Below are 18,938 nucleotides of genomic sequence, written 5' to 3'. Positions count from 1 at the left end.
CAACAATTACTTGAGCTTGGCAACGGGCGTTTTGCTGGTCATTATACCCTCGGGGATAGTTTGGGCGGCGGCGATGTTGTCGAGGCGGCTGGGTTTAGTGGCTTCGTCGCGGCCGGCGGCCAGCAGCAGTTGGCCGTGCTTGGTGTAGTCGTTCCAGCGGCGGCGAAAAGCAGGCTGCGCGTCGGTAGCCTTGGGAAAATAGGCCCATTCCTCTATCAGATTGGTAACGCGGTTTACCAGCAGCTCGTAGCGGTTTTGGGGTGTTACGCCCACGTTTTTGAAGGTCATTTGCAGGATATCGGCCGCGGCGCCATCCATGGTTTTGCCTTCGCCCTTGTAGGTCAGCGTTACGCCGGAGTCTTTGAGCTTAAAGGGCATTACCAGCCAGTAGGAGTTGTTAATCCAAATGGGCATGAGCCGGTCGAGTACTTTCTGGCCGGCCGGCGTGGCTGAAATATCTTGGCCGCGGCTGTATACCTCCCCTTCTTATAGTTGAGGTTGTAGTTGGCCACCAACGTATCTTTTTCCCAGTGAAAGTCGCCGGTGTATTTGTCCCAAATCTGATATTGCCCCCCAAAGAAGCTCCAAGCCAGATAGCGGGTATTGCGCCAAGCATCGTAGCCGCCCATAGCGTTCATCACCTTGTCGGCAATGGCAATGGCTTTCGGATCGGAGCCCGCTTGGTCGAAGCCTTCGGCGGCTGGGTAAGCGCCTTTTTTTGTTTGTGCTTTTTGGGCATGGGCCGGACCAGCCAGCAACAACCCACCACACATGACAGCTGCGGTCAAGCGCAGAAATTGGGATAACGGACGCATAGTTCGGAGCAGTAAAATGAGTCGGAGCCACGGGCGGCGGCATTGCAAGATACGGCCAAGTTTCGTCCTTCAACATAGCGGAATAGCGGAGAAATTGCGAATGCTTTTAAATGACCGTCATGCAGAGGCGAAGCCGAAGCATCTCGCTCGCTTCGTTGAGATACCATTGCAACACCAGCACGCAAGATGCTTCGCTGCGCTCGGCATAACCGCCCTTATTTTCCAGACAGCTTACTCACACAGCTCGGTACAAAACGGTCGCTTTTGTAGCTTTGAATTTCTATGGCCGCCCTCCCACCCGATCTGCGCAAAGCACTGCTCAATTTGCCCCAAAAGGAGAAAGATCAGCTCCTTACCCGCCTTGTGAGTCAAGATGCTGTGCTGACCGAGCAGCTGGCCTTCCGCCTGCTCGAAGGCCCGGAGGCGCTGGACGACCGGCGTTCATTTCTACGAACCCAAATCGACGACCCCATCCGGGGCTACCACCAGACACCTAACGACTTACTGATCATCGTGCGGCAGCTGCAGGCGCGGATTGGTTATCACGCTAAAATTACGGGCGACACTTTTGGGGAAGTAGAATTAACAATACGGCTGCTCAACCGGGTGCTGGAACACCAGCCGGCTGCGGTAGCTCGCCTGCATGGCCCCACGCAGCCATTATTGCAGCATCTGGCCCGGCGTGCGCAGGAGGCGCTGCGGCAAGCGGAGAAGCTTCACCCCGACTATCACCTGGAACTAGCCGAGGCAATGAACGCGCTGCTGACCGGCCTGTGGGCGTCGGGGGCGGCACCGCTAGCGCGGGAGCTGGGCTTGCCGCCGCGCTGGGGGGCTTTTTGATACTGCTGTTAAGCTGAATTTGAGGCAGGAATCAGAGCATAAACTTCCGTGCTATCTACAGGGCGGCTATGTTCATTTTGCGAAAATTGGGTTGGTTGTGGGCATCGGCGGGCATCTTTTATTTAGCAAAAACAGTACATAGGAATAGCCCAACGTATCTGTTTCTTTTGGCTGGCCCGCGCGGGCTGCCGCTTTTGCCGAACCTGTATGTCCTACACTCCCAAACCCGAAAATATGCGCGTGCCCAACCACCTCTCCGACACCGAACTACAACAAGCACTGGAAGAGTTGGATAGCAAAATAAAGACGCTGCAAAACCGCGCCCACGCCACCACGGCCAATTCCCACCACACCTACCACGAGCATGTGGCGGCGCTGGAAGTAAAGCGCGCCAAGCTTACCGAAATGCTCAGCCGTGATACCGACAGCACAAAGCGCGAGCCCAGCACCTGGGACGAAATTCGACGCGGCATTGATACCCTGCGCGACGATTTGCGCAACCTAATTTAAGCTGTTCTTTATGAGAAATTTATTCTCCCTGGCTGCTCTGGCCGCCGCCTTGCTGTTATTGCCGGCCTGTACTGCCCAGGAAAGCTACCAGAATGCCAAGAGTTGCGCCGAAGTTGAAATTGGCATGAGCCAGGAGCAGGTACGCCGCATTATGGGCGAGCCTACGGGCCGCGACACCACCTCGGCGCCCGGCCAAGTGTGGTCGTACCTTTTCGGCAGCGCCACCGACACCAGCCCCATCCGGGTTGAGTTTGGCGACGATGGTAAAGTCAAGGCCAAGCAGTGTGCGCCGGAAGCTTCCGGCTCCGAGCGCCCAACGGGCAATTAAGGTCAGCGATACTCCTCATTACAGAAAAGCCCCCGAGTCGCTTGGGGGCTTTTTTGTGTAGTATGCTTTTCCCATTCAGCCGATTTATTCACCACTAACCCGCCGCAGTTACCGTTCGCTGAAATTCCGTTTCCGGGGGGCAAATCCACCACTAGGTTTGAGATAGTTATTCATCTCAAACCTTACAGCTGTGAACAATCTCTCCTCCTTCCGCCGGTATTGCTACTCGCTCATTCTGCTTTTGCTGCTGAGCTTTTGCCTGCCCGTTCTCCTGTTTGCCGCCGACAACCCCGCGGCCCATCCGTCCTTCTCCGTCACCGTAACGGGCAAAGGCCGACCCATGCTGCTGATTCCGGGCCTCACCTGCCCCGGCGGCGTGTGGGACGAAACGGTGGCGCGCTATCAGAAACAGTACCAGTGCCACGTGGTATCGTTGGCCGGTTTTGGGGGCCAGCCAGCTCAGGCCAATATGCCAGAGCATCTGCTCCAAACTGTCCGCGACGAGCTGCTCGCCTACATCAAAACGCAGAAGTTAAACAAGCCGGTGGTGGTTGGTCATAGCTTGGGGGGCTTTTTAGGGCTTTGGATGAGCACTACCGCGCCCGAAGCCGTTGGCCCGCTGGTTATTGTCGATTCGCTACCGTTCCTAACGGCGGTTCAAAACCCCGCTATGACCGCCGAGATGGCCAAGCCAATGGCCGAGGGTATGCGCAAGCAAATGACCGGCAAAATGCCAATAGCCGCGCAGCGCCAGATGGTAGCAGGCCTGATAACCGACACCGCCCGCATCAGTCAGGCCACGCGCTGGGGCCAGGATTCGGATGTTCGCACCGTGGCCCAAGCCATGTACGATATGTACACCACCGACTTACGCGCCGACTTGGGCCGCATTCAGCAGCCGGCGTTGGTGTTGGGTGCCTGGGCGGCCTACAAGGCCTACGGCTCAACCAAGGAAAGCACCCGCGCTATTTTCGCTCAGCAATATGCCAAGCTGCCCCAGCATACTATTGAAATGTCGGAGGCCGGCAAGCACTTCCTAATGTGGGACGATACCGCGTGGTTTTTTGCCCAAACCGATGCTTTTTTGAAGCAACATGCAGTAGCTAAAAAGTAATTACTTTTCGCCCCCGTGGGCGCCCAAATAACGGCCACCGCGGGGGCAAAAGTTATCTTCTAGTAATTCATAAACGCACCTACTATTTCGCTCCCTATGCTACTCGAAAAAGACTTCACTGCCTTGCGGCTTGAACTGTCGGTGAAGGCAAAAAATGGTGTCGATTTTATCGTGGCTGCTAGCATTTTATGGTCGGTTATTACCGTCATCTGGATGCAGCCAAACCCGCCGAGTCGCAATGCGCTATTCACGTTTATTGTTGGTGGCGCAATGCTGCCTTTAGCTTTTGCTTTTTCTAAAGTATTCAAGACTACTTGGGCGATAAAGAACAACCCGCTGGATCCGCTGGGTTTGTGGCTAAATTTTGCTCAGCTCTTTTACTTCCCTTTCCTTATTTTCATTTATATCAAGGAGCCTCAATACTTTATCATGACGTACGGCATTATAACCGGCGCCCATTTTTTCCCTTATGCCTGGTTTTATAACGTAAAAGCCTACGCCGTGATGGCGGGTGTTATTGCGTTCGGCTGCCTATTTATTGGCTTAAGTGTCACTATCCAAAATCTGTATTTGATTCCGCTTTTTATCGCTGTTTCACTCGTCGTGTTAAGCGTCATAATCTCGGTTTCTTACCGAAGAAATAAAGAGATTTATGATAACCAATCTGCACAGGTAAACCAACTAGCACAAGAGCAATTCGCATAACTTTCAGCAACGGTCATGACGTCTTTTAGCTGACATACTTACTGCATCCTTTTATCTCGTCTTTGCCCGACACTTTCCTATGTCCTTTTCCTTCTCCCGACGCCGGCTTTACTGGACTTTGCAAGTGGTATGCTGGGGGCTGTTTGGCGCCATAGGAACCCTGATAATTGTGCTTACCGGCCAGAAGATTACGCCCGGCATGCTGGCCACGCAGGCCTTTATGATGGGCCTTTACATCACCACTACGCATGGGTTGCGGGCGCTTATCCGGCGGGGCAACTGGTTGAAGCTGTCGGTGCCCAAGGTGTTGCTGCGCCTGCTGCCACTCAACCTAACGCTGGCATTGCTGACGCAATGTGTGGTTTGCGTGCTTATGATTTACGGATTGAAAGTGTTCACGCTGGAGCAGTTTCGGTGGAGCTATCTGCTGCTGTACACCCTGAATATGAACTTCGTATTCTGGCTTTGGTCGGGTTTATATTTCAGTCTTCATTACCTCGACAACTACAAGCAGGCCGATATTGATAAATGGAAGCTGGCCGCTGCCGTGCGGGAAGCCGAGATGCGTACGCTGAAAGCTCAGATCAATCCGCACTTTATGTTCAATGGCCTGAACAACATCCGGGCTCTAGTGACGGAAGACCCACTGCGGGCCCGCGAGATGATTACGCACCTGTCGGACTTGCTGCGCTATTCTATTCAGCTCAACAGTACGGAGCAGGTAACGCTGGCCCGCGAAATCGAAATTGTGGAGCATTACCTGGAGTTGGAAGCAGTGCAATTGGAGGAGCGCCTCACCTACTCACTCGATGTTGACCCGGCAGCGTTGGACGTGCTGATTCCGCCCATGACCTTGCAGCTTTTGGTGGAGAACAGCATCAAGCACGGCATCGCGCCCCGGCCCGCTGGGGGGCAAATTACGATCAGCGCCCGCCTCAACGACGCGCACGAATTGCTGCTGGTAACCGTGCGCAACACGGGCCGCTATCAGCCCATTCCCGGCCACGAAGGCGTAGGATTGCGCAACGCCCGCGAACGGCTACAGCTTTTATTTGGCCATAAAGCCGCCCTCAGTATTGGTAATGATGCTGCTACGCCCGATGTCGTAACGGCTCAGCTACAACTCCCGCTCACCACCCAACTGCACCCGGCATGAACGCCCTGCTCATCGACGATTCCCGCCTGGCCCGCACCGAACTACGCCACCTGCTGCAAGCCTTCTCCGATGTAAACGTAGTGGGCGAGGCCAAAAATGCCGCCGAAGCCCGCACCCAGATTCAGGCTCTCAACCCTGACCTTCTGTTTCTGGACATTCACATGCCCGGCGGCAGCGGCTTCGATTTGTTGGCTTCCCTAGAAATTGCCCCCCAGGTCATTTTTACGACCGCCTACGACGAGTATGCCCTGCGTGCCTTCGAAGTAAACGCCTTGGACTATCTGCTCAAGCCGGTGCAGGAAAACAGGTTAGCGGCTGCCCTCGATAAAGCCCGTACGCAGACTGGAGCGTCACCCATTTTGCCCCCCACCGAGCCCGCTGCTACTCCCCTCACCGCCAACGACCAGGTATTCGTGAAAGACGGCGAGCGGTGCTGGTTTGTGCGCCTCTCCGACATTCGGCTTTTCGAAATCAACGGCAGCTACACCCAAATCTATTTCAACGACTGCCGCCCACTCATCCCACGCACGCTTCAGCACCTCGAAACCCGCCTCGACCCAAAAGTCTTCTTTCGCGCCAACCGCCAACAGATTATCAACCTGAGGTGGATTGACACCATTGAGCCGTGGTTTAGTAACACCCTGAAGATTAAGCTAAAGGACGGACCAGAAGTAGAAGTGTCGCGCCAACAATCAGTGCGATTCCGCGAGGTGATGAGCTTGTAGGCTTATCGTGGCTTCACCCACAAAAAAGCGCCTGCTCTCTGTGATGAGAGCAGGCGCTTTTTTCTTTACTTCTAAAACTGGATTAAACCGTCGCCGCTTGCGCTGGCTCACGGAAGCCAACCCAGGTAAAGCGCTTGATTACAAACTCAGGATTCGTGAAGCTAGCGTTACCCGCCGGATTGCCGCCCGTCACGTGGAAGTCGGAGAAGCCAGCGTTTTGATTCACATAAATGCCCCCCGTAAGGTTGAAGCTTACCGGCGTGCCAGCCAAGCTCATCTCATCCATGATCTGCTCCTTTATTTCCTGATTGGTAGTGTAAGCGCCGCAGCTGATAGCACCGTGCTCCCGGGCCAACTGCGCAGCCAAACGGATGCTTTCCTGGGTGTCTTTGGTTTTGATAACCAGCATAATCGGCCCAAACAGCTCTTGACTGTACTTCTCCACTTGGCTCGACTGCACTTCATAAATGCTTGGCGAGCAGGTGCGAGCGTTCTGGAAAGTTGGGTTGTTGACGGTGCCGTGGGCCAGAATGCTGCGGCCACCGTTGAGGGCCATTTGCTCCACACGTTTCTGCGTATCAGGGTTCTGAATGGCGCCCAGAACGTGCGGACCAGCTTTGGGATTGGTAGCCAAGCCCGTAACCGCGGCCGCCAGCTTCTGCACCACTTCCTCGTAGGGAATCTGCGTGCCGTTCACAGTTACACCAGACTCAGGGATAAAGAAGTTTTGGGGAGCCGTGCACATCTGACCTGAGTACAAGCTCACGGAGAAGGCCAGATTTTGAGCCACCTTATCCAGATCGTCGCAGGAGTCGAGGATGATGCTGTTGACGCCGGTTTTTTCGGTGAATACGGTCTTGCCTTTTAGGCTCTCTACGTAGTCGCCAAACTGGGTACCACCGGTGTAGTCGATGAGCTTCACGGCGGGGCTTTCGCAGAGGTCCTTCGTAATCAGGCGGTCTTCCGCATCCACGGCTAGCTGGCAAATATTAGGGTCCAGGCCATTTTCAGCCAGCACCTTTTGTACCTCGGCCACCACAATGGCAATGGGCAGCACCGCTTTGGGGTGCGGCTTGATAATAACCGGGTTGCCGGTTACCAACGAGGCAAACATACCGGGCACCGTATTCCAGGTTGGGAAAGTGGAGCAGCCAATTACGAGCGCAACACCTTTCGGCACGGCGCGCCAGGTTTTTTGGAGCGTGATATTGTACTTGCCCATGGGCTTTTCCCAAGTCGTCTCTTCTGGGAAGCGCGTCTGCTCTTCGTAGCCAGCGGCAATGGCTTCAAGGGCACGGTCTGCCGCATGGGGGCCCGAAGCCTGAAAAGACATCATATACGCCTGCCCGGTAGTGTGCATGGTGGCATAGGCAATTTCAAAAAACCGCTCCTTCATGCCGTCCAGCACTTCAGTAAGCAAAGCGGCACGTTGGGCGGGCTTTACTTTGCGCCACTCACCAAAGGCCTTTTCGGCCCGCTCAATCAGGGTCTGGGGGGCAAAATAGGGATATTTAATACCTAGCGATTGTTGCTCGTAAGGCGACTCCTCCTGGCCAGTCCAAGCTTCGGGCTCGCCTTGCAGAAGCTCGGTATAATGCTGATTGCGGCGGGCTTCAAATGCCTCACGGCCAAGGCGGTCGGCATCGGCACCGTAGATCTCAGGCGAAGGGTTTTCGGGGAAATGCGCGAAGAAAGTACGGCCGTGTAGAGCCTTAATTGCCGTGTCGAGGGTGGACTGGTGTTTTTGGGTGGTTTCAGTCATTGTGGGGTCAAAAAAGTAACGTAGCTTGTAGATGGGTACTGAGTGTTGTGTTTTCCTTGAATAGTGAAACCACGGCATGAAAAGTGTTTTCACTTTACAGAGCCTAAATTTACAGAATCCGCCCCGAACAGCCCCTATTGCAACTTGTGTATGAAGTCACGATTACTTGCTTTTATCTTTTTACTAAGTACCAGCTTAGGGCTAACGCTGACGGCTAAGGCGCAACTAGGCGGCACAATAGCACCAGAGCCGGCAACTCAGCCGGGCACTCTGGTTTTCAAACTCAAATCGGGCGATGCTTCCAGCGCTCAACCGCCCGGAATTGCCCCCCAGCTTGCGGCGGCATTGCGTACATTGGGAGCTACTCGGGTTGAGCAAAAGTTTCCACGGGCAATTTCGCCAAGTGCTTATCAGCCAGGCTCTGTGGAGCTGCGAGGCATCTATCAGGTTTGGTTTGCGCCTTCTGCTTCGCTGCAAAAAGTCCGCTTCGCCCTGCTTCAAACCGGCACGTTGGAATACGCCGAGCCTCTTTACGACCGTGGCCTCCTACGTCAGCCCAACGATCCTTTGGCCGACTCCACCCGCGCTGATGGGCAGTATTACCTCAAAAACATTCGGGCGTATCGAGCCTGGGATGTAACTCAAGGTGACACCAGCGTCGTGATTGGGGTGCTGGATACGGGTATTGTCTTTTCGCACGAGGACATGAAAGGCCAGATAAAGTACAACTATGCTGACCCCGTTGATGGCGTCGACAACGACGGCGACGGCTACATCGACAACTTTCGTGGTTGGGACTTTGCCGATAAAGACAATGACCCTACTATTTCTGGCGAACGTGATCATGGCCTGCTGGTAGCGGGCTGCGCCACCGCCCGGGCCGACAATAGCGTGGGCATTGCGGGCGTCGGGTTTCGCTGCAAACTATTGCCCATTAAAGTATACTCAAACAAGCCGGGGGGGCCTTTTGGCGGCGGCTTCGAAGCCATTGTATACGCCGCCGATCATGGCTGCCAGGTAATTAATTTATCGTGGGGCTCGGCCGGCGGACGCTCGCAGTACGAGCAAGACGTAATCAACTATGCCGCCATTAACCGCGATGCGGTAATTGTGGCGGCCGCGGGCAACGACGGCCGCGACACGGAGTACTTCCCTGCCAGCTACGACAACGTGGTATCCGTAGCGGCCCTTACCGCCACCGATACTCAGGATGCTACTTACAATACCCACGTAACACTTTCGGCGCCCGGCCGCGATGTATTAACGACCTGGCGGGTCAACAACAATTCCTACGCGGCCGTGCGCGGCTCCTCTTTTGCGGCTCCTATTGTAGCAGGCGCAGCGGGGTTGGTGCGGGCGCGCTTTCCGCAATATTCGGCGGTGCAGGTAGCCGCGCAGCTTCGCCAAACGACGGATGATATCTATGCCTTGGCGGCCAATGCACCTTTGCGCGGCAAGCTCGGTACGGGTCGCCTGAATGTGCACCGCGCCGTGGCCCTCACCGACCGCCGCCAGGTGCGTGTAGTAGCCAGCCGATTTGCCCCCCAACGCACCTATTTCCGTCCGGGCGAAGCCGTGCGCCTCTCCGCTGAGTTGCAAAATCAACTCCGGGCAATATCGGGCCTTACGGTCACGCTCACCTCGCTGTCGCCTTACTTGAGCGTGCAAAGCGGAACGTTTTCGGCGGGCTCCCTCGTCACGCTGGGCCGCGCCACCAATACTGCGTCACCTTTTTTGCTGACGGTAGGGGCAGCCGTGCCGCCGAACACCCGCGCCACGCTTCGCTATGCCTTTACCAGCACCGATGGCTACACCGACGAGCAATTGCTGGACGTAGTGCTCAACCCCGATTATGTAGTGCTCGATGCTGGCAACCTGCGTGTCTCTTTGAACAGTCGTGGTAATCTGGCTTTCGACGATGCGTACTCCACGGTGGGAGCCGGCGTAACGTACCAGGAAGGACCTTCGCTATTGGCGGAAGGCGGTTTGCTGGTGGGCACCTCCCCTACTCGCGTTGCCGACCGGGTTCATAATGACCAAAGTAGCAGTGGCCGGTGGCGTATTGATGACGACTTTCAATCCCTAAACCAGATAGCCATGCGGGCTCAGTCGGTGCGCGCAACGCAGGAGGCAGAGGCCAACTTTCAAAATCTACGCCCTACTGGAGAGTTAGGAGCGGCCTCGGTTGGAGTACGCGTCCGACAGCGGGCGGCTGCCTGGTCCGATGCGCCGCACCGCGATTATGTGATGCTCGAGTATAAACTCACCAACATAACGCCGGACACGCTCAAATCGCTGCACGCGGGTCTTTTTCTCGATTGGGACCTGCCGCCCGCCATTAGCAGTAACCTGGCCGAGTGGGATGCCGCAGGCGGCTTCGGCTATGTGCGCGCCGTGGGCCCCACTTCTCAATATACCGGAGTGAAGCATCTGGGGGGCGGCACGCCAACTTATTACGCCATCGATAACCAGATTACAGCCGATGAGGCAGTGACGATGGGCAATGGCTTTAGCACGGCCGAAAAATATGCAGCGCTCAGCAGTGGCACCACCAAGCGCACCGCCGGTGCTGCGGCTGGCAGCGACGTATCGCAGGTAGCGAGCGCTATGTTAGGCTCATTGGCTCCCGGCGATTCTATAAAGGTGACGTTCGCGTTGCTGGGGGGCAATTCTTTGTTGGATATACAAGCAGCGGCGGCGGCGGCTCAGAGCCGGTATCGGGCGGTGGTGCTGCCAACCCGCACGGCAGCATCCCCTACGGCGTGGCAGCTTTATCCCAACCCCACCAACGGCACTGTTCGGGTAATATTACCTACCTCTTTTGGTGCTAAAGAAGTGCTGGTGTGCAATGCTTTAGGGCAGCCGCTTTTACACCAATCCTTCTCTCCTAGCACCTTCGCCGATTTAAATCTCTCCGCTTTGCCTACGGGCCTTTATATAGTTCAGGTTAAAGGTCTGGGGGGCAATTTGCAGCAGCGTGTAGTAGTTCAGCATTAACAACCACCTTACTTATTCGCAGACAATCATTTTCGACAGCACATACATGAAATCTAGTCGTAGCTAACAAGGCCCGCCTTAGTAGTTACGCAACACAAAAGGCAGCGCTGAGCTGCTTTTTGCAATTATGCCAAAACGGCCTGCCACAAACTACTTACTTAGCTCATCCATAGTATAGACTATGGTTATAGCCGCGGTGGCAACGGCCGAACCAAAGCCGATTTCTTCGTTACGAGTGCATGAATAACGTGGGTCACGACGCCCCATACATCCAGGCGTGCGCCAGCCAGCAGTTCCAGTGCTGGATAGTCGTCATTTTCGGCTTCAAGCCAAATCCGCCCATCGCGCAGACGCAGGCGCTTCAACGTATGCTCACCATCAACCACGGCCACCACGATATGCCCATCGGTGGGCGAGATGGCCCGGTCGACGGCAATTAGGTCGCCAGCATAAATGCCCGCCCCAATCATGGAGTCACCCGTGACGCGGGCCAGAAAAGTGGCAGCGGGGTTGGCAAACAGATGACGCGATAAATCGAGGGCCGCTTCCTGATGATCATCGGCGGGCGCGGGAAAGCCAGCTGGTACCGGGCAGGCATAAAATGGTAGCTCGAGATTCAGGCTCTCCAGCGGAAAATCGTAGATCAGAACAGCACTCATCAGCTAAAGGGCGGCTTGTGCCTGCCCGGCTGCTATTTACTAAATAAATTAGTAAATAGTTTCGCTTAGCTTGTTTAAAAGCTTGATTAAACAATTTGATTAGCACTCTGCTTTATTACTTAGATAAACAAAAAAGCAGCCTGAAATAGGCAATCAATAGCTATTGCTATCAATCTCAAGCGATAAATAAAGGCTAATAATTTTAGTTTATCTGAAAAATCTGTATCTTTGTATATGTCGAAAGTAAAGCTCCCTACTCCGCTTCCTGTTCAGCAATACGCACGGTGCGTAGATGACAGTCGCCGCCCCGCCGACTACATCGGTGACTGGCCGACTGCTCAGAAGGTATATCCGGTGCGGGTGTTGCCGAATGCTCGCACCAAGCAGCCACAGTTTCATGTTTTAGGCTTCTATGCCGAGCGTCCCTATGGTGCATTTGCCCCCCACCGCTTCGAAATGGTGGCGCAGGTGTGGCTCAATTAACCAATCGACTTTTTCATCAACTCATTGTAGCCTTTCGGCTGTTTCCGTGTCCCGGAGGCAGCCGTTTTGTTTTCATACCTCTTTCAATTCATCTTCAGGGTAGGCTTAATTTACTGATTGGGGGGCTTTTATAGCTAATTAACAACATGCTTTGTTCAGAAAGCAGGCTTCACTTGCACACCATTTTACAGGCAGGGTTCTAAACAACCATCTCAAGAATATATTTGGGAGTAATTTATCCCTTATGGAACAGCCCAACGATCAGGTTTACAGCATCCCAGCTCCCTATCGCCGCATGGAAAACATGCATATTCTCTTCTGGCTACTGAAAGATATTGGCTGGTGTATCATCTGGAAGCCTTTGGCCCTCAGCATGATCGTACCAACGCTGAGCATCGCCCTGATTATTACCTGGCGCACCCGCACAATCAAGGCTGAGCTGGCCCACAACCTTGCCATCGTGTTCTGGATTAGCGCCAACTCCTACTGGATGATTAGCGAGTTTTTCAACTTCGAAGAGGTTCGGGTATGGGGCAATGTCACCGGCAAACACATGGCGCTCATTCCCTTTCTGCTGGGCCTATTGACGCTGCTTTACTATTATCTGGTGCAGAAACCCCGGGAAGGGAAGTTGGAGCCAGCAGTAATTGTGTAGGCTTTTTAGCTCGTCTATAGCGTCCAGTACCTGAAAATAAAAAAGCGGCCCCTCCTGATGGAGAGGCCGCTTTTTTTAACAAATCCAACTATTACTTCTGCGACAACTCAGCCGCGCCCGATTCTTTTAAACGAATCAGGTTTAGCGCCGAGCCAGCCTTGAACCACTCAATCTGACCTTGGTTGTAGGTATGGTTGAGGTTGATAAGGTCTGTGTCGCCGTCGGCATGATGCAAGCGAGCCTGAATTTGGCTACCGGGAGCAAAGCTCGTCAGGCCGATGATGTCGATAACGTCGTTTTCTTCGATCAGGTCGTAGTCGGCCTTGTTAGCGAAAGTGAGCGCCAACATGCCCTGCTTCTTCAGGTTGGTTTCGTGAATACGAGCAAACGACTTCACGATAACAGCCCGAACGCCCAAGTGACGAGGCTCCATGGCAGCGTGCTCACGCGAAGAGCCCTCACCATAGTTCTCATCACCCACGACCACCGAACCAATTCCCATCGACTTATAGGTGCGGGCTACCTGTGGCACTGTATTATAAGGGTTACCCTGAGTTACCTGATCCTTTACTGCATTGGCCTCGCCATTGAAAGCATTGGTGGCCCCAATGAGCATGTTGTTGGAAATATTATCCAGGTGACCACGGTACTTCAGCCACGGGCCAGCCATAGAAATATGGTCGGTAGTACACTTGCCCTGGGCTTTGATGAGCAGACGCAGCCCTTTCAGGTCAACACCTTCCCACGGCTTGAAGGGCTCCAGCAACTCCAGACGGTCTGACTCTGGATCAACAATTACCTGTACGCCCAAGCCATTCTCGGCGGGAGCCTGGTAGCCAGCATCCTCTACGTCGTAGCCTTGGGGGGGCATTTCTACACCTGTTGGCTCGTCCAGCTTTACCTGCTGACCATCTTTGGTAGCCAGCGTGTCGGTGAGCGGGTTGAACGTGAGGTCGCCGGCAATGGCGAAGGCCGTCACGATTTCGGGCGAGGCCACGAACGCGTGGGTGTTTGGGTTGCCATCGTTGCGCTTGGCGAAGTTGCGGTTGAAGCTCGTGATGATGGAGTTCTTACGCTTGGGGTCGTCGGAATGACGCGCCCACTGGCCAATGCACGGACCGCAAGCATTAGCTAGTACTACGCCGCCCATTTGAGCGAAAGTATCGAGCAGACCATCGCGCTCCACGGTGTAGCGCACCAGTTCTGAGCCGGGCGTTACCGTGAACTCCGCATTTACGGTCAATCCCTTCTGTACGGCTTGGCCAGCGATGGAGGCAGCGCGGGTAATGTCTTCGTATGAGGAGTTGGTGCACGAACCAATCAAACCTACTTCCAGCTTAGCGGGCCAGCCGTTCTCGCGAACAGCAGCAGCAAACTGCGAAATGGGCCAAGCGGCGTCTGGCGTGAATGGGCCGTTCACATAGGGCTCCAACGTGTTTAAGTCAATTTCGATCAGCTGATCATAGAAGTTCGCAGGGTTGGCATACACCTCGTCGTCGGCGCGCAGGTGCTGGGCCACGCCGTTGGCAAGGTCCGCGATTTCGGCCCGGCTGGTGCCGCGTAGATAATCTGCCATCTTCTCGTCGTAGCTAAACACCGAGGTAGTAGCCCCGATTTCAGCTCCCATGTTGCAGATAGTGCCTTTGCCAGTAGCCGAAAGGCTGTTGGCGCCTTCGCCGAAATACTCAACAATAGCACCCGTACCGCCTTTCACGGTCAGGATACCAGCTACGCGCAGAATTACGTCTTTGGCCGAAGTCCAGCCGCTGAGCTTACCAGTCAGCTTCACGCCAATCACTTTCGGGAACTTCAGCTCCCAAGCCATGCCGGCCATTACGTCCACGGCATCGGCACCGCCAACGCCAATGGCAATCATACCCAGACCACCAGCATTCGGCGTGTGCGAGTCCGTACCGATCATCATGCCGCCGGGGAAGGCGTAATTTTCGAGTACTACTTGGTGAATAATACCAGCACCGGGCTTCCAGAAGCCGATACCGTATTTATTGGAAACAGAGGCAAGGAAATCGTATACCTCACGGTTTTCCTCGTTGGCTTGGGCCAAGTCGGAATCGGCACCTACGCGGGCCTGAATGAGGTGGTCGCAGTGCACGGTGCTGGGCACGGCGGTTTTGTCTTTACCAGCCTGCATAAACTGGAGCAAGGCCATTTGGGCGGTGGCATCTTGCATAGCCACGCGGTCGGGGGCGAAATCGACGTAGGAAACGCCACGCTCGTAGGCTTGCTGCACGTTGCCACCATAGAGGTGGGCGTACAGGATTTTCTCGGTCAGAGTAAGCGGACGGCCAACGGCAGTGCGGGCGGCTTCGATGCGCTCGCCCATGCCAGCGTACACGGCCTGAATCATTTCTAAGTCAAACGCCATAGTCGGGAGGGAAAAAGGGTAAAGTGGTAGGCTTCTTAGAAGCAGTACGCAAATATAGGCGGCCGACGTTGCGGTGCATACATTTTATCTTTGCGAACCTACCTTGCTAAAACCTAAAATTGCCCCGTGCAGTTTCAGTCTGTGTTTCCTTCGTATTTCCTCCCGTTTATGTCGCTGCGTTCCAAAATTTGCCCCCCAGCCTTAGTTACAGCTTTGCTATTGAGCCTGGGTGCCTGTCAATCCAATTCGTCGTCTGAAAATACTGCTGCTGTGCAAAATGAATCTAGCGCTGCTTCTGCCCTGAAGCCCGGCACTTGGCGCGCGGTGCTCTCGACGCAGGGTCAGGAAATACCGTTTTTGTTTGATGTAGAAGCCGTGGGGGGCAAATCGGTGGTGTACCTGCGCAACGGCGAGGAGCGCTTGAAGCTCGACGAAATAACCACGGCCGGCGACTCCACCACGATTACACTGGGCGTGTTCGATGCGGCCTTGGTTGTGCGCCCCGATGGCGCGGATAAGCTGACAGGCACCTGGGTAAAGTACGACGCGAAGGAACCATACCGGGTGCCGTTTGCGGCCACGCTTGGGGGGCAAAAAGTATTCCCCACCGCGTCGGGCAAGCCACAGTCTTTCGACGGCACCTGGAGCGTTACTTTCAAAGATGATGAAGGCCAGACATACCCTGCTGTGGGGGTATTTAAGCAGAATGGCAACGACGTAAAAGGCACTTTCCTGACTACTACCGGCGATTATCGCTACTTAGATGGACAGGTAGATGGCAACAAACTTCAGCTTTCCACCTTCGACGGAAACCACGGATATCTCTTTACGGCCACGCGCAACAGCGATACCAACACCATTATTAACGGGGATTTCTACAGCGGCAAAAGCGGCCACGAAACCTGGACCGCTAAGCTCGACCCGAACGCAAAGCTTCCCGACGCCAACTCGCTCACGTTCTTGAAGCCCGGCGAGAAAAAGCTCGATTTTAAATTCCCCAATATCTATGAGGGCGGCTCCATCTCCCCTTCCGACCCCAAGTACAAAGGCAAAGTAGTGGTAGTGCAGTTGCTCGGGTCGTGGTGCCCGAACTGCATGGACGAAACCAACTTTCTGGCTCCCTGGTACGAGAAGAACAAAAGCCGTGGCGTGGAAGTCATCGGCCTCGGTTTCGAGCGCAGCCCCGACCAGAAAAAAGCCGCTGAGCGCCTCATCAAGATGAAGGAACGCCTCAATGTGGGCTATGACTTGGCAGTAGCCGGCATTGCCGACAAAGACGCCGCAGGCAAAGCGTTGCCCCAAATCAACAAAGTCCTGGCCTTCCCCACCACTATTATCCTCGACAAAAAAGGCGACGTGCGAAAGATTCACACCGGCTTCTCCGGCCCCGGCACCGGCAAGTACTACGATGAGTTTGTAGCTGACTTCAACCAGACGATTGACCAGCTGGTGAAGGAGTAAGAAGTTTTAGTAGCAAAAAGCCCGTTTCTTAATAAGGAAACGGGCTTTTTCAGTTTTGAGAAGCCCATCATTTCAACTATGATGAGAAACGATGCGGTTGCACAACTCAGCTACCGGGCGCGTTCCAACAGCACAATAGGCGCATTGTGGTAAATGGCGCGAGCAAATTCGTGAAACCCAAACTTGCGGGCCAACCCTAACGAGGCCGCATTGCCGGGGTCGATGATGCAGGTCAGGCGGGCGGTGGGAAAGCGAGGCTCAATCCACGCCAGTGCGGCCTGCACGGCCTGGGAAGCGTAGCCGCGGCCATGTAAGCGAGGATCTAGGACCCAGCCGCCTTCTAGGGTGCCTTTAAGAGAGGGCGTCAGGTCGCGCTGAAAATCGAAGAAACCTACGGAGCCGACGTATTGACCAGTTGCTTTTTCCTCAATAGTCCAACTCCCGTACCCAAACATTGCCCAGTGCCCCAACTGGCCGAGCATACGCCGCCACACCTCTTCCTCCGTATGCGGTTTGCCCCCCAGAAAGCGGTAGAAATCGGGGCGTTGGTGCAGGGCCACGGCCGCTGGCAGGTCGCTAGGCTGTGGGCCGCGCAGCAGCAGATCGGGTGTTTCGAGGGGGGGCACTAGCGGAGCAGGCGCATCACGTAAGGATAGCATGGACAATGGGCAGAATTTGTTGGGATAGTTAGCAGGTAATTCTAGAACTGAAGATACGATGAAGGCCACTATGCCTGGCGCCGCCGAAAGCGCACCTTTATTTCCTGCCGGGGCCGGAGCGTAATCATCGGCAATAGATCAATGGGCGGCTGAGCTACCACTTCGATTTCAAAGCGACGCAACATTTCCAGCAACACCAGCTGCATTTCGGTAAGGGCAAACTGATTGCCGATGCACAGCCGCGGCCCCCGCCAAATGGTATGTACGCATAGGGCGCCTGTTGCCGAATCTGGTCGGGGCCAAAGCGCTCGGGGCGGAAGGATTCGGGCTCGTCCCAGAGCTTGGCGGAGTGGTGAATACCATACAGATACCCGGATATGAGCGTGCCTTTCGGCAATGCTAATCCGTTGTAAGTATCATCCTCCTGAGCCACGCGGTCCAGAATCCAGGCCGGCGGGTACAGGCGCATAGTTTCCTGAATGACTTGCAGCGAATAGCCTAAGTTGGGTAAATCGGCGAAGGTGGCGGGCCGGTCGCTGAGCACTTGGGTCATTTCGGTGCGCAGCTTTGCTACTACTTGCGGGTGCTGAGCCAGCAAATACCACATCCAAGACAACGCATTGGCCGACGTTTCGTGACCCGCTACCAAGATAATAGCGGCCTCGTCGAGCACCTGTTCCTCGGTCATGGGCTCGCCATTGTCTTCGTAGCGCGCATCCAGCAGCATTTGTAATAGGTCATCGGGCGGCGGACCGCTGGTTTGCTTCCGCTGCCGGATGTAGCCGCGCACAATATCGCGCAGCTCGGCCGCCAGCTGGTCGTGGTGCCGAAATTGCCCCTAGCGTGCTGCCAAGGCCGCAGATACGGCTGCCGGACGGTGCGCACGTAAAAGGCCTGAATAGCGGTTAGCAACTCGGCCATTCTGTGCAGTTGAGCTTCCGCCAAGCTATTACTAAACACCGAGCGCGCAATAATCCGAAACGCCGTCGTGGTCATGAGCTCATGCACTGCTACTTCTACATAGCTGCTCGGCTGGCTGAACTGGCGTTCCAGCGGCTCTAAGCACTCATTTATCTCGGCCTGCATCAGCGTAACTAAGCTGCTGATGCGCTGCCTGTGGAAGCCCGGCTGAATCAGGCGACGCTGCTGGAGCCAATAGCTACCCTCACTGGTGAGCAGGCCATGACCAAGGTAGCGCGCCACCCCGTGCGACAGTTCGGACTTGGGGTAGTTGCGGTGGTTTTTTTGCAACATGTGCTGCACCAAGCCAGGGTCGCGGGTGAGCACGGTGCGCCGAATGCCCCCCAGATACACTACAATAGTATCGCCGTACGTATCCAGGTAGTTATTGAGCACCGGAATTGGATTGGCCGCCAGCGTAATAGAGTTGCGCAACGACTGCAGGCGCGGCACCTCGGGCAACTTTTTAGCGCCTGGTTGAACAATAGTAAACATAAACGAGCGGGTTAAGCCGACTTCAAATTACATCTGTCTTGGCTTTTCTGGTTATAAGAAAACAAGTGAATGCTTTCGCCTCGTAAGTCGCTGTTTTTAGTTCGCTGGGGGGCTTTTTGGCCAAGAGTAACACAAAACCTTACGCCCTGCGTACACCATCTCAACGGTACCCATCATGTGGCGCTGCCGTTGCCGCTCCTAATTATCTCCAAAAACCAAACACTTCCT

General features: G+C 54.9%; 18 protein-coding genes and 1 pseudogene. 11 read left to right on the top strand and 8 right to left on the bottom strand.

Features of this window, described 5'->3' with window-relative positions; genetic code table 11:
• Positions 1-6: 6 nt before the first annotated feature.
• Both G7064_RS17810 and G7064_RS17805 read right to left on the bottom strand, forming a co-directional pair.
• The gene (locus tag G7064_RS17810) at positions 7-414 is read right to left on the bottom strand and encodes a hypothetical protein (RefSeq protein WP_166074634.1); all 408 of its coding nucleotides are present in this window, start codon (positions 412-414) and stop codon (positions 7-9) included.
• Positions 378-815: a hypothetical protein gene (locus tag G7064_RS17805; protein WP_166074633.1), complete on the bottom strand. Its 438-nt coding sequence runs from the start codon at positions 813-815 to the stop codon at positions 378-380. The genes G7064_RS17810 and G7064_RS17805 overlap by 37 nt, the downstream gene beginning before the upstream one ends.
• 282 nt (positions 816-1,097) lie before the next feature.
• On the opposite strand from G7064_RS17805, the gene G7064_RS17800 reads away from it, so the two are divergent.
• From G7064_RS17800 to G7064_RS17770, 7 genes are all read left to right on the top strand, one after another.
• Positions 1,098-1,655 carry a hypothetical protein gene (locus G7064_RS17800; protein WP_166074632.1) on the top strand — a complete coding sequence of 186 codons (558 nt, stop codon included), beginning with the start codon at positions 1,098-1,100 and terminating at the stop codon, positions 1,653-1,655.
• A gap of 207 nt (positions 1,656-1,862) precedes the next feature.
• Positions 1,863-2,165: a hypothetical protein gene (locus tag G7064_RS17795; RefSeq protein ID WP_166074631.1), complete on the top strand. Its 303-nt coding sequence runs from the start codon at positions 1,863-1,865 to the stop codon at positions 2,163-2,165.
• A gap of 10 nt (positions 2,166-2,175) precedes the next feature.
• On the top strand, positions 2,176-2,493 hold the full coding sequence (gene bamE / locus G7064_RS17790; RefSeq protein ID WP_166074630.1) for an outer membrane protein assembly factor BamE: 318 nt from the start codon (positions 2,176-2,178) through the stop codon (positions 2,491-2,493).
• Positions 2,494-2,683: 190 nt separating this feature from the next.
• A complete protein-coding gene (locus G7064_RS17785) occupies positions 2,684-3,607 on the top strand; it encodes an alpha/beta fold hydrolase (protein ID WP_166074629.1) in 924 nt (307 codons plus the stop codon).
• A gap of 96 nt (positions 3,608-3,703) precedes the next feature.
• Positions 3,704-4,312, top strand: coding sequence for a DUF7010 family protein (locus tag G7064_RS17780; protein WP_166074628.1), 609 nt, complete (start codon positions 3,704-3,706; stop codon positions 4,310-4,312).
• Between the two features lie 79 nt (positions 4,313-4,391).
• Complete coding sequence (locus G7064_RS17775; RefSeq protein ID WP_166074627.1) at positions 4,392-5,468, top strand: sensor histidine kinase; 1,077 nt, start codon at positions 4,392-4,394, stop codon at positions 5,466-5,468.
• Positions 5,465-6,193 carry a LytR/AlgR family response regulator transcription factor gene (locus G7064_RS17770; RefSeq protein WP_166074626.1) on the top strand — a complete coding sequence of 243 codons (729 nt, stop codon included), beginning with the start codon at positions 5,465-5,467 and terminating at the stop codon, positions 6,191-6,193. The genes G7064_RS17775 and G7064_RS17770 overlap by 4 nt, the downstream gene beginning before the upstream one ends.
• An 82-nt stretch (positions 6,194-6,275) precedes the next feature.
• Here G7064_RS17770 and paaN read toward each other — a convergent pair whose 3' ends face one another.
• The gene (paaN, locus tag G7064_RS17765) at positions 6,276-7,955 is read right to left on the bottom strand and encodes a phenylacetic acid degradation protein PaaN (protein WP_166074625.1); all 1,680 of its coding nucleotides are present in this window, start codon (positions 7,953-7,955) and stop codon (positions 6,276-6,278) included.
• A 150-nt stretch (positions 7,956-8,105) separates the two neighbouring features.
• On the opposite strand from paaN, the gene G7064_RS17760 reads away from it, so the two are divergent.
• On the top strand, positions 8,106-10,952 hold the full coding sequence (locus G7064_RS17760; RefSeq protein WP_166074624.1) for a S8 family peptidase: 2,847 nt from the start codon (positions 8,106-8,108) through the stop codon (positions 10,950-10,952).
• A 185-nt stretch (positions 10,953-11,137) separates the two neighbouring features.
• Here the strand turns inward: G7064_RS17760 and G7064_RS17755 are convergent, their stop codons facing one another.
• Entirely contained in the window at positions 11,138-11,611 is a 474-nt protein-coding gene (locus G7064_RS17755; RefSeq protein WP_166074623.1) for a LexA family protein, read from the bottom strand.
• A gap of 234 nt (positions 11,612-11,845) precedes the next feature.
• On the opposite strand from G7064_RS17755, the gene G7064_RS17750 reads away from it, so the two are divergent.
• Both G7064_RS17750 and G7064_RS17745 read left to right on the top strand, forming a co-directional pair.
• Positions 11,846-12,094: a hypothetical protein gene (locus G7064_RS17750; RefSeq protein ID WP_166074622.1), complete on the top strand. Its 249-nt coding sequence runs from the start codon at positions 11,846-11,848 to the stop codon at positions 12,092-12,094.
• A gap of 244 nt (positions 12,095-12,338) precedes the next feature.
• On the top strand, positions 12,339-12,749 hold the full coding sequence (locus tag G7064_RS17745; protein ID WP_205703427.1) for a hypothetical protein: 411 nt from the start codon (positions 12,339-12,341) through the stop codon (positions 12,747-12,749).
• A gap of 91 nt (positions 12,750-12,840) precedes the next feature.
• Here the strand turns inward: G7064_RS17745 and G7064_RS17740 are convergent, their stop codons facing one another.
• The gene (locus G7064_RS17740; protein ID WP_133273590.1) at positions 12,841-15,135 is read right to left on the bottom strand and encodes an aconitate hydratase; all 2,295 of its coding nucleotides are present in this window, start codon (positions 15,133-15,135) and stop codon (positions 12,841-12,843) included.
• Between the two features lie 270 nt (positions 15,136-15,405).
• Between G7064_RS17740 and G7064_RS17735 the strand changes: the two genes are divergently transcribed.
• On the top strand, positions 15,406-16,596 hold the full coding sequence (locus G7064_RS17735) for a peroxiredoxin family protein (RefSeq protein ID WP_240935561.1): 1,191 nt from the start codon (positions 15,406-15,408) through the stop codon (positions 16,594-16,596).
• 110 nt (positions 16,597-16,706) lie between these two features.
• On the opposite strand, the gene G7064_RS17730 is transcribed toward G7064_RS17735, so the two are convergent.
• The 3 genes and pseudogenes from G7064_RS17730 to G7064_RS17720 form a co-directional block, all read right to left on the bottom strand.
• Entirely contained in the window at positions 16,707-17,255 is a 549-nt protein-coding gene (locus G7064_RS17730; RefSeq protein WP_166074620.1) for a GNAT family N-acetyltransferase, read from the bottom strand.
• A gap of 68 nt (positions 17,256-17,323) precedes the next feature.
• Positions 17,324-18,045 (bottom strand): annotated as a pseudogene (locus G7064_RS17725) (cytochrome P450).
• Positions 17,940-18,710 (bottom strand): cytochrome P450, encoded by a 771-nt coding sequence (locus G7064_RS17720; protein ID WP_166074618.1) that lies wholly within the window; start codon positions 18,708-18,710, stop codon positions 17,940-17,942. Before G7064_RS17720 ends, G7064_RS17725 begins: the two are co-directional and overlap by 106 nt.
• Positions 18,711-18,938 lie beyond the last annotated feature (228 nt).

The organism is Hymenobacter sp. HDW8 (genome assembly GCF_011305775.1).
GTDB classification, from domain to species: domain Bacteria; phylum Bacteroidota; class Bacteroidia; order Cytophagales; family Hymenobacteraceae; genus Hymenobacter; species Hymenobacter radiodurans.
Note: the sequence above shows the minus strand (reverse complement) of the source record. Positions and strands in the feature narration are given on the sequence as shown.